Genomic DNA, 11,686 nt, shown 5'->3' with positions numbered 1-11,686 from the left:
TGAATAATGGCGTATAATGAAGAAAAAATTGTTTCTGCGCTTAAAGCTTTTGAACGCGGTGAAATTGTTGTGGTGACAGATGATAATGACCGTGAAAATGAAGGTGATTTAACAGTTGCAGCAGCGCATTGTACAGAAGAAAAGATGGCATTTATTCTTCGTCACACAACAGGGATTGTGTGTACACCTATGCCCAAAAAAGAGGCACAACGATTTAATCTTGCTCCTATGGTACGAGATAATAACTCTGCACATGGGACACAATTTACTGTTACTATTGATTTTAAACACGGTATAACAACAGGGATTTCGGCGCATGACCGTACATTGGCGGTGCGTAATCTTGCAAATTCAAATGCAGGTGCGGATGATTTTGTTCGTCCAGGACATGTTTTTCCTTTGATCGCGCATGAAGGGGGGGTTCTTATGCGTTCAGGTCATACAGAAGCCGCTGTTGATTTATGTAAATTAGCTGGTTTACCGCCGGTTGGTGTTATCGGTGAGTTAGTCAATGATGATGGAAGCGTTAAACATGGCGATCAGATTACAAAATTTTCACAAGAACATCGGTTGCATATCATAACGGTTGCAGATTTAATTGCTTACCGCCAGCGTAAAGAAATATTGATCAAGCATGTTGGGGAAATGCCGATTGAAACACCGGTAGGACCGGCTATTATTCAAAGTTATCAACTTCCTTGGGAAGCTGTTCAGCATGTTGCGATTATTTTTGGTGATATCCGTGAGGGTGATGATATTCCTGTGCATTTCCATCATGAAAACATTATAAATGACGTTTTTTGTCAATCTTCAGATATCATGGTGATGATGCAGCGTATGATGGAAAAAGAAAAACGTGGCGTATTTGTTTATTTGCGTGAAGGATCTATTATACAATCAACTATTGGCATTCAAAACATGGAAAGAGACGTTTTAGAAAACCATGTGCAGGCGATTGAGCGTGAAGAAGAATGGCGCAAAATTGGTTTAGGATCACAAATTTTAAAATATTTAGGAATAGGCTCTGTTATTGTTTATGCTTCTAAAGAGCATCATTATGTAGGTTTAGAAGGTTTTGGAATTCGTATATCTAGAACAGATATTTTTTGAGGTTCATATGAAAAAAGAGATACAAGAGGGTGATATTACGACCTTAAGCTTTGAGCAAGCGCTTAAGCAACTTGAAGCTATTGTTGAAAATTTGGAACGTGGCGATGTGCCTTTGGAACAATCCATTGATATTTATGAACGTGGTGAAGCGCTTAAAAAACATTGTGAAAAACTCTTAAAAGTTGCTGAAGCCAAAGTTGAAAAAATTCAGCTTTCACAGGAATGTTCTCCAGAAGGAGTAGAACCACTTGATGCTCAATAATATTAAATATTTTGGGATATTTATTGTGGGACTCTAAGAGATGCAATAATCTTAGTTTATAAAAAGCAAATTTTATTGATTTCTTTTTTATAAAATAAGTTAAAAATGGAAAAGATCATTAATCATCTCAAAGAGAGAAAAGCATTTTTCAGTAGAAAAGATGTAAAGCTCTCAATAAACGAGTAGAGAAGATATATTTTTATCGTTGCTTTCTCTTGAGCTAAGATAATAGAAAGGAATTTTTTTGTCTCAGGTCTTAACACCATTGCTTGACCGTGTTTGTTTTCCGCGAGATTTGCGGGCATTATCTGAGTCTGATCTGGTACAGTTGGCTGATGAGTTGCGGACCGAAACAATTGATGCTGTTTCTGTAACAGGTGGTCATCTTGGGGCGGGACTTGGTGTTGTTGAGCTTACAGTTGCATTACATTATATTTTTAATACACCCGAGGATAGGATTATTTGGGATGTTGGTCATCAAACCTATCCGCACAAAATTTTAACAGGGCGGAGAGAAAAAATTCGCACATTACGTCAAGAGGGGGGACTATCAGGTTTTACAAAACGTTCAGAAAGTGTATATGATCCATTTGGAGCGGGTCATTCATCGACATCTATTTCCGCGGGGCTTGGCATGGCGGTGGCAAGTGCTTTGAAAGAAGAGACAAGACGCAATATCATTGCTGTCATTGGTGATGGTGCAATGTCTGCGGGTATGGCTTATGAAGCAATGAATAACGCTGGTGCGTTAGATGCACGCTTGATTGTTGTTCTGAATGATAACGATATGTCTATCGCACCGCCTACAGGTGCTATGAGTGCGCATCTTGCACGATTAGTGTCTCGTCCTTCTTATCGTCATTTGCGTGAACGCGTAAAGATGTTGAGCGAAAAATTGCCAAAGTTTTTTTTGGATAAGGCACGTCGTTCAGAGGAATTTGCGCGTGGCCTTTTGGTTGGGGGAACGTTATTTGATGAGCTTGGCTTTTATTACGTTGGACCCATAGATGGGCACAATTTAGGGCATTTATTGCCTGTTTTAAAAAATGTTCGTGAATACCCTAATGGTCCTGTTTTGGTGCACGTTATAACCCATAAGGGAAAGGGATATCCACCCGCAGAAGCCTCATCTGATAAATATCATGGTGTTAATCGTTTTGATGTCACGACAGGAAGACAAATTAAGGCATCAAGTAATATTTTACCCTATACTAAGGTATTTTCTAAAGCTTTAATAGAAGAAGCCTGCCATGATGATAAGATTGTTGGCATAACGGCAGCGATGCCAACAGGGACAGGACTTGATGCTTTTGCAGAAAAATTTCCTGAAAAGATGTTTGATGTTGGGATTGCTGAGCAACATGCCGTAACTTTTGCGGCAGGACTTGCTTGTGAAGGGTATAAGCCTTTTGTTGCAATTTATTCTACTTTTTTACAGCGTGCTTATGATCAAATTATTCATGATGTATCAATTCAAAAATTACCGGTACGTTTTGCCATTGATCGCGCAGGTTTTGTGGGGGCAGATGGTGCAACGCACGCTGGCAGTTTTGATATTGTTTTTTTGGCCACGCTTCCTGAGTTTGTTGTTATGGCGCCTTCAGATGAACTTGAACTGATGCATATGGTGCGTACAGCTTCAGCTTATGATCAAGGCCCCATTTCTTTTCGTTATCCACGTGGTGAAGGTATTGGTATAGATTTACCGCAACGTGGTGAGATATTAGAGATTGGAAAAGGACGCGTTCTGCGTGAAGGAAATAGGATCGCTCTGGTTTGTTTTGGAACACGAATATCAGAAGCGTTGCGAGCTGCTGATAGGTTGGGGGCTAAAGGGTTATCGACAACGGTTGCAGATGCACGGTTTGCAAAACCTTTGGATAAGGATTTAATGCGTCGTTTAGCTCGTGAGCATGAAGTATTGGTGACAATTGAAGAAGGGGCAATCGGTGGATTTGGAGCGCATTTATTACAATTTTTAGCACAAGAAGGGCTCTTAGAGCATGGTTTGAAAGTTCGTACATTAAAACTTCCTGATGAATATTTGAATCATGGTCCACCAGAAAAAGTTCTCTCAATGATTGGGCTTGATGCGGTGGGTATTGTCAACACGGTATTGATGGCTTTGGGACGCAAAATTCAAATGGAATAGAAAATTCGAGTATGAGATGGCTTCCAGAAAAAGACTCGATATTCTTTTAGTTGAAAGAAACTTTTTTACGACACGTTCCCGCGCACGTGATGCTGTCATGCGCCAAACTGTTAAAGTTAATGGTGAAAGAGTTTTTAAAGCGGGGGAAACTTTTTTTGATGATGCAGAGATTGTTGTTTGTGATCCAGCGCAGAATTATGTTTCGCGGGCAGCATTGAAATTGATTGCAGCACTTGATGCATTTCCGATTATAACGGATAAAGTGACAGCCATTGATGTTGGTGCATCAACAGGTGGTTTTACACAAGTTCTCTTAGAACGAGGAGCAGCGCATGTCATTGCTGTTGATGTTGGGCATCATCAATTTGATAAACGTTTATTGGGCAACAGTGCTATAACATTATTAGAAGGCTTGAATGTTAGAGATTTCCAACAGGAACATTTAGGCGGGCGGGAAATTGATCTTATCGTTTCAGATGTTAGCTTTATTTCTCTCAAACTTGCATTGCCTCCCGTTTTGTCTTTAGCCAAAAAGGGTGCCCAAGCTGTTTTACTGGTAAAGCCTCAGTTTGAGGTTGGTCGTAAACACCTTGGTAAGGGAGGAATATTAGATCCCTCAAGAGCTAAAGAAACCGCTGAGGGACTTTTTGTCTGGCTCAATACGCAAACAGGATGGCGTGCAAAAGATTTACTTCCTTCCCCTATTAAAGGAGGTGATGGCAATGTGGAATATTTACTATTCGGAGAAAAGCAACAGTGAGTGATAATGTTATCATCGACCATATTGGAACAAATGGTTATGGTACTGCTAAGACGAGGCATGGCTTTGTTTATGTTCCTTTTACTTTGCCAGGAGAATATGCTGAAATTATTGTTCATGGAAAATATGCAACATATATAGCATTAAAAGAAAAATCCCCAGAACGCGTTGATGCGCTTTGTCAGCATTTTGGAGAATGTGGAGGCTGTACGCTTCAACATTGGCGTGCTGATGCTTATCGCGTATGGAAACGACAATTGGTTGTTGATGCACTTAAAAAGTATGGAATTAATAGCGTTGTTACACCTTTAATAGAATGTAAACCCTATAGCCGACGGCGGGTGACTCTAACAGCATCTATGACTCCACAAGGTCAAAAAGTTGGTTTTAATCGTTATCTCTCTCATGAGATTGTCGCTCTTGAGGAATGTCCAGTAAGCCATCCAGAACTTATTTCTCAGTTGCGTAATATCAGAGAGCTCTGTGCTTTTCTAAGCAGCTCTGTCAAACGGTTTCATGTTACGATAACATGCGTTGAAAATGGTTTAGATGTTGCTTTAAGCGGTTGTATTGTACACCATGAAGCACTCCGTCAGAAAATGATTAGTGCCGCTCTTTCATATGGGATTACGCGTTTATCTGTTGATGGTGAAGTTTTGATTGAACGAGAAAAACCAGTAATTTACTTTGGAGATGTCCGTGTTGAATTCCCTTCTGGTGGTTTTCTTCAAGCAACCTGCGAAGCTGAAAATATAATGGGCAATATTATTTTGACACATTTAAAAAAAGCAAAGAATGCTCTTGATTTGTTTTCAGGGGTAGGAACATTTACCTTGCGTATGGCAAAAAAGATGAATGTTCATGCGGTAGAAAATAATGAGAAAGCATTAGAAAATTTAAGTTCAGCAGCGCGTTTTTCAACTGGTTTAAAAACAGTCACTTGTGAAAAACGTGATCTTTTCCGCCATCCACTTTCTGTAAAGGAACTTGAGTGTTTTGAGAGTGTTGTTTTTGACCCTCCTCGTGCTGGTGCAGAGGAACAAGTCCGTGAATTGGCGAAGGCAACAGTATCACGTGTTGTGGCAATTTCGTGTAATCCTGCTACATTTGCGCGTGATTTATCACTTCTTGTTGCAGGGGGGTATACAATAGAAAAAATCACACCAATTGATCAATTTTTATGGTCAACCCATGTTGAAATTGTTGCTGTTTTGAGCAAAAAGAAAAAGAAGAAGGGCTGGAAGCTTTAGCCTGAAAATTTTTTAACGCTATGAAGATTTTTTTAGTTCACGTGAATATTATTATAAAATCTTTTTCTCATTTATCTATAATAAAGGCTTTTTTCTTTTCTCATTGAATGAGAACACTGAATATAAGAAGTATTCTTATTTTAGACTTTTTTATAAAGACAGCGTTACCCTACACAAAAGACTAACTATTACGAAGAAGGTGCGTCTGAACAAGCACCACCATTATATTTGCCATTTCCCAATGTCGTGACAGCCTTTGGTATTTGAGACAGTTCGGCATGTCTTTCTTGTGCAGTTTCGCTCTACATGGCTCTCCCCGCTTGTAACCTATAAACCAATGATTTTTATTGATTCAACATGCACAGATTTAAAATAAGAGAATCCTATGGTATTGAGGGGTCTCATTCAAGTTGAATGACGCTAGGTTATCTTTATAAATCAATTGGTTACACAAAAAGACCTTGCCTCATAAGTCGTTTTAATAGACGGGAGGGGGCAATATTGGAAAGAAATAAGCAAATTTGCTCTTTTATAACGCAGTTCCACCGATTGTCATATTATTGATTCGCAGATGAGGTTGTCCAACACCAACAGGAACATTTTGGCCAGCTTTCCCGCACATACCAATACCATTATCCAGTTTACTATCATTCCCAATCATTGTGATACGTTTCATAGCATCCGGACCATTTCCGATAAGAGTTGCACCTTTGATTGGTGCACCAATTTTACCATTTTCTACTCGGTATGCTTCAGTACATTCAAAGACGAATTTGCCAGAAGTAATATCAACTTGTCCTCCACCAAATGAAACAGCATAGATACCACTTTTAAGGGAAGAAAGGATTTCTTCAGGTGTTTTATCTCCTCCTAGCATGATTGTATTGGTCATTCGTGGCATTGGGGCATAAGCATAGGATTCACGCCGTCCATTTCCAGTTGATTGACTCCCCATAAGTCGTGCATTAAGCCTATCTTGCATAAAACCAACGAGTTTTCCATCTTCAATGAGGACGTTATATCCTGAAGGGGTCCCCTCATCATCGATAGTGAGAGAGCCACGGCAATGAGGAATTGTTCCATCATCAACAACTGTAACACCTTTTGCCGCAACTTGTTGTCCTAAAAGTCCAGCAAAAGCAGATGTTTTTTTGCGGTTAAAGTCACCTTCTAAACCATGACCTACGGCTTCATGGAGCATAACGCCAGGCCATCCATTGGCTAAGACAACATCAAATGTTCCTGCAGGTGCTGCTTCTGCTTCTAAATTTGTTAAAGCCATACGTAAGGCTTCATCCGCGGCTTGTTTCCAATTGTCTTCACGAATAAATTGGTCAAATGCTTGTCGCCCTCCACATCCATAAAAACCATTTTCACGTCGATTGCCTTCAGCCGCAACAACAGATATAGAAAGCCGTACAAGGGGACGAATATCGCGAACCAAATATCCATCTGCACGTAAAATTTCGACATGTTGTAGTGAGCCCGAAAGAGAAACAGTCACTTGATGCAATTTGTCATTTTTTGCTCTTAAATAAGCATCAATTTTTTGCAAAAGAGCACTTTTTTCTTCAAATGACGGAGCATCAAGGGGATTATGCGGTTGATAAAGTCTCTTATTTGTTCGTTGAGGGGCTATGCTATAAGGACCGGCATGATTATTATAGGTAACAGCTTTAGCTGCTTCACAAGCACGTTTGAGTGCAGAAGCTGATAATTCACTAGAATGTGCATATCCAGTCGCTTCTCCAGCAACGACACGCAGACCAAACCCCATATCTTGATGGAAAGAACCGTTTTTAAGTTGTCCATTATCAAATAAAAGGGCTTCGCTTTCTGTATACTCAAGGTAAAGTTCGCCATCATCAGCATGATGAAGCGTTTCCTGTACAAGTGATTGCACTTTAGAGGAAGCAATATCAAAATGATCAATCAGCGATTTCATAAGAATTATCCTATTTTTATTGGGGGCTTAGAAGATTTTCATTGATCTAGCTTAAGAAGCTCTTAAAATATATAATGAGATTTTAATCATCCAATGTGCGTTGATTTCATTCATGTGGGTAAAGTTGCATAGGCATCGCCAAGGCCATCAAGGTCAACGAGACCTCCAATTCCTTGCTCCGGGGTCGTAAAGATAAAATAGGTTGCCATTTTCCCTTTTAAAAAGAGTTGTAATACGTCTTCTTTAAGAAAAGCTTCAGCAACACAATTATCACCAAGACAACGACGATATTCCATTCTGCCCATATTTTTATTGTCAATTTTAATTCCGACGCCAGGACGTAACTCAACGCGAATCGGAACAAAAACACGCATTAAAGCACCTTGCTTTTGAGGAAGTTTATAAAATGTAACGCGCAAGGTAATATCATGACGATCTTGTGTATGGACGTTTTGTACAACTTCACATTGCATATTAGGTGTCCCTGGTGGTAGAGTACAAACTTTTGTCCATGCACCATAGGTTTGTGGGGCAGGGACATTTTGCGCATAAGGTGTTTGTGCAAAAGCATGGTTGATAGAACTACTATAAAATGTGTGAAGAACAGCACCAATAAAAAAAGCTTTTTTGAGTAATTTATAAAGTATCACAGAACATCCTATCCGATTCAACACACACAACCCTGCATAGATTTGCATAAAAAATGAATTCCCCACATAAAAACTATAACACAAAACCCATATTTACAAAATATATTCATCCCTATGCAAGAAATAAAGGAAAATGAGAAGAAAGAGCATTTTATAGGGAATAAATTTTCAGCATGGCTTTATGATGTTTGGTAGAATACACTTTTATGATACATTTGTAATATTAAGAGAAAATGTTGATTGAAAAATGCATTTTTGTTGCAGATATTTTTACCTATTTTTAGAGGATACGTACAAAAAGGGTATGCCATATTTTCTCAAAAATATGATTGGTCTTAATGGAGCATTCCCATACGTTGGATATTATTTGCCAAATAATGTTTGCCAGATAATATTTATTTGTGAATGACAGAAATGGAAAAGGGTTTTGTGTGGAATGTCTGTTTCAGGAGAGTTATCGGTTGCGAATGGTAAATCAACGCCACCAAAATCCAGTATTGGTGATTATATCACATTATTAAAGCCGCGTGTTATGTCACTTGTGGTCTTTACAGCACTGGTCGGTTTGGTTGTATCTCCTGTTTCTATCAATCCGTGGTATGGTTTTTTAGCAATTTTATGTATTGCTGCTGGTGGTGGGGGTGCGGGAGCGCTGAATATGTGGTATGATGCAGACATTGATGCCGTGATGGAACGGACCAAAAAGCGCCCCATTCCTATGGGTAAAATCAGCGCCCAAAAGGCATTTATTTTTGGCATGGTTTTGTCTCTGCTTTCGGTATTGGTTATGGGGAGTTTCATTAATTGGTTTGCTGCATTTTTTCTTGCTTTTACGATTTTCTTTTACGTCGTTATCTATACAATTTGGTTAAAGCGTATTACACCGCAAAATATTGTTATTGGTGGTGCTTCTGGGGCTTTTCCACCAATGATTGGATGGGCCGCGACAACTGGGACAGTGAGTATTGATAGCTTTTTATTATTTTTAATCATTTTTATGTGGACTCCTCCTCATTTTTGGGCGCTTTCTCTCTTTTCATCTCTTGATTATGAGGCTGCAGGCATTCCTATGATGCCTAATGTACGAGGGGAATACTCAACAAAAAAACAGATCTTATTTTATACTATTTTGATGGTACTATGCGCTGTTGCTCCTTGCTTTACCGGTCTTGGTGGAATTTTTTATGGCATTTTTTCGACAATTTTAGGCATTATCTTTATTTATTTTGCTTATCGTTTGTGGAAAGCTAATACACATGATGAAACTATTTTAATGGCCAAAAAAACGTTTTTCTTTTCGTTACTTTATTTGGCAGCTGTCTTTGGAGTTCTTTTGATTGAATCTCTTATTTGGTATTTTATCGACCTTTAAGCAAATAAAATGAAACAGCAAATTTTAAAAGAGCTTTTCTGCAAAAAAATGTTATAGAATGTATTCTTATGCAAAGATGATATTGCGTGTTTTTTTACATTGCTTATTCATATGTAATAATCGTTTTTTTGAATATGAGACTAAAGCTATAGCGATTAAGGATGATTTATGTCTGGACTTCCCCCTTTAACGATACGTCTTTGTGGTCCACGTGGATTTTGTGCAGGGGTTGATCGTGCTATCCAGATTGTTCTCCTTGCGTTAAAAAAATATAGTGCGCCCGTATATGTTCGTCATGAAATTGTACACAACCGCTACGTGGTTGAGGGATTACAGCAAAGGGGAGCTGTTTTTGTTGAAGAACTTGATGAGATTCCAGAAGAACATCGCAATCAACCAGTTGTTTTTTCTGCTCATGGTGTACCAAAATCTGTCTCAGAAGAGGCACGACGTTATAATTTATTTTATCTCGATGCAACATGCCCGTTGGTCTCGAAAGTTCATAAACAAGCGATACGGCATCAACGTCACGGCCGTCATGTTATATTGATTGGTCATGCTGATCATCCTGAGGTTATAGGGACAATGGGACAGCTTGAAGAGGGGGCTGTGACGCTTATTGAAACGATAGAAGATGCTTTGCATTATCAACCAAGTGATCCGGATAAATTAGGATTTGTCACACAAACAACACTTTCTGTTGAAGATACTGCAGGAATTCTTAATGTATTACAACGACGTTTTCCTACATTAGCAGCCCCAGCGGCTGAGTCAATTTGCTATGCTACAACGAATCGACAAGATGCGGTTAAGGCAGCAGCAAAGGGGAGTGATTTGTTTTTGATTGTTGGAGCGCCAAATTCTTCTAATTCAAGACGTTTGGTAGAGGTTGCAGAAAAGTCTGGTGCGCGACAAGCTATTTTAGTTCAGCGTGCTAATGAAATTAATTTTGAAAACCTAAAAGCTCTTTCTGTTGTCAGTCTTTCAGCAGGGGCTTCAGCGCCTGAAATTATTATTGATGAAATTATTTCAGCGTTTCGTGCGCGTTATGATGTGACCATAGAATTAGCTGAAACAGTGGTGGAAACGGAAAGATTTTTGGTGAGTCGCGAATTACGAGATGTCATTTTAACGTCTCAAGATATGGCATTTGTGAATGGTCAAGTAAATAATGCAAAAAATGAAAATGAGAATACAGACATGTCTACAATGAAAGCAGAATAATGGCCGTTTATACAGATATCCACCCAAATGATTTAAAAGCGTTTTTAACCCGTTACACAATAGGGTCACTTTTATCTTATCAAGGGATAGAGGAGGGGATTGAAAATTCTAATTTTATGCTGGAGACAACACAAGGGCGGTTTATTTTAACACTTTATGAAAAGCGTATTTCAAAAGATGATTTACCTTTTTTTTGTTGCTTGATGCAGCATTTAGGACAGCGTGGAATTCCTTGTCCACAACCCGTTATTCAAAATGATGGAATGATGATCGGTGAACTAGCGGGACGCCCTGCTGCTATTATCACCTTTCTAGAAGGAGAGTGGATCCGTCAGCCCGATATAGGTCATTGTGGCGAAGTAGGGACGGGGTTAGCGCAATTGCATTTAGCAGGACAGGATTTTACACTCAGTCGTAAAAATACGCTTTCTATTATGGATTGGCAGGTATTGTGGCAACGTTGTCAAACCACAGAGGATGCATTGTTAAAAGAGTTTGGACAAAAAATTGAGTCGGAATTGGCTTTTTTACAGGAAAATTGGCCATTCAATTTACCAACAGGCATTATTCATGCGGATTTATTTAATGATAACGTCTTTTTTGTGAATCATCGTCTTTCTGGTGTGATAGATTTCTATTTTGCTTGTAATGACTTTTTTTCTTATGATTTAGCGATTTGTTTAAATGCTTGGTGCTTTGAACCTGATCATTCTTATAATCTTACCAAAGCACGTAAGTTATTGGAAAATTATCAAAAAATACGACCATTGATCTCTTTAGAATTGGACAAGATTGTTTTATTAGCTCGTGGTGCGTCTTTACGTTTTTTACTCACACGTCTTTATGATTGGTTTAATACACCGCCTGAGAGCTTTGTTATTAAAAAAGATCCATGGGAATATTGGCACAAGCTTTGTTTTTTCAGTAACGTAAATTCGCTAAGTGGATTAGGTTTTTAAAT

10 protein-coding genes are annotated in these 11,686 nt (G+C 38.9%); 8 read left to right on the top strand and 2 right to left on the bottom strand.

Annotated elements, in window-relative coordinates; genetic code table 11:
• Positions 1-6 precede the first annotated feature (6 nt).
• The 5 genes from ribB (at position 7) to PVV66_RS05920 (ending at position 5,534) form a co-directional block, all read left to right on the top strand.
• The gene (gene ribB, locus PVV66_RS05940; protein ID WP_273718985.1) at positions 7-1,110 is read left to right on the top strand and encodes a 3,4-dihydroxy-2-butanone-4-phosphate synthase; all 1,104 of its coding nucleotides are present in this window, start codon (positions 7-9) and stop codon (positions 1,108-1,110) included.
• A 7-nt stretch (positions 1,111-1,117) separates the two neighbouring features.
• Positions 1,118-1,372 carry an exodeoxyribonuclease VII small subunit gene (locus tag PVV66_RS05935; RefSeq protein ID WP_273718986.1) on the top strand — a complete coding sequence of 85 codons (255 nt, stop codon included), beginning with the start codon at positions 1,118-1,120 and terminating at the stop codon, positions 1,370-1,372.
• 244 nt (positions 1,373-1,616) lie between these two features.
• Positions 1,617-3,524, top strand: coding sequence for a 1-deoxy-D-xylulose-5-phosphate synthase (dxs, locus tag PVV66_RS05930; RefSeq protein ID WP_273718987.1), 1,908 nt, complete (start codon positions 1,617-1,619; stop codon positions 3,522-3,524).
• Positions 3,525-3,540: 16 nt separating this feature from the next.
• Positions 3,541-4,284, top strand: coding sequence for a TlyA family RNA methyltransferase (locus PVV66_RS05925; RefSeq protein WP_273718988.1), 744 nt, complete (start codon positions 3,541-3,543; stop codon positions 4,282-4,284).
• Positions 4,281-5,534, top strand: a complete 1,254-nt coding sequence (locus tag PVV66_RS05920; protein ID WP_273718989.1) for a class I SAM-dependent RNA methyltransferase — start codon at positions 4,281-4,283, stop codon at positions 5,532-5,534. Before PVV66_RS05925 ends, PVV66_RS05920 begins: the two co-directional genes overlap by 4 nt.
• Before the next feature lie 529 nt (positions 5,535-6,063).
• Here PVV66_RS05920 and tldD read toward each other — a convergent pair.
• Complete coding sequence (gene tldD / locus PVV66_RS05915) at positions 6,064-7,479, bottom strand: metalloprotease TldD (protein ID WP_273718990.1); 1,416 nt, start codon at positions 7,477-7,479, stop codon at positions 6,064-6,066.
• A gap of 110 nt (positions 7,480-7,589) precedes the next feature.
• Positions 7,590-8,177: an invasion associated locus B family protein gene (locus tag PVV66_RS05910; RefSeq protein WP_273718991.1), complete on the bottom strand. Its 588-nt coding sequence runs from the start codon at positions 8,175-8,177 to the stop codon at positions 7,590-7,592.
• Positions 8,178-8,565: 388 nt separating this feature from the next.
• On the opposite strand from PVV66_RS05910, the gene cyoE reads away from it, so the two are divergent.
• The 3 genes from cyoE (at position 8,566) to PVV66_RS05895 (ending at position 11,684) form a co-directional block, all read left to right on the top strand.
• Positions 8,566-9,501 carry a heme o synthase gene (gene cyoE, locus PVV66_RS05905; RefSeq protein ID WP_273718992.1) on the top strand — a complete coding sequence of 312 codons (936 nt, stop codon included), beginning with the start codon at positions 8,566-8,568 and terminating at the stop codon, positions 9,499-9,501.
• 168 nt (positions 9,502-9,669) lie between these two features.
• On the top strand, positions 9,670-10,725 hold the full coding sequence (ispH, locus tag PVV66_RS05900; protein ID WP_273718993.1) for a 4-hydroxy-3-methylbut-2-enyl diphosphate reductase: 1,056 nt from the start codon (positions 9,670-9,672) through the stop codon (positions 10,723-10,725).
• A complete protein-coding gene (locus tag PVV66_RS05895) occupies positions 10,725-11,684 on the top strand; it encodes a homoserine kinase (RefSeq protein WP_273718994.1) in 960 nt (319 codons plus the stop codon). The genes ispH and PVV66_RS05895 overlap by 1 nt, the downstream gene beginning before the upstream one ends.
• Positions 11,685-11,686 lie beyond the last annotated feature (2 nt).

The organism is Bartonella sp. AU16XJBT (assembly GCF_028618665.1).
Taxonomy (GTDB): Bacteria; Pseudomonadota; Alphaproteobacteria; order Rhizobiales; family Rhizobiaceae; genus Bartonella.
This window is presented reverse-complemented; position numbering and strand designations above follow the sequence as displayed.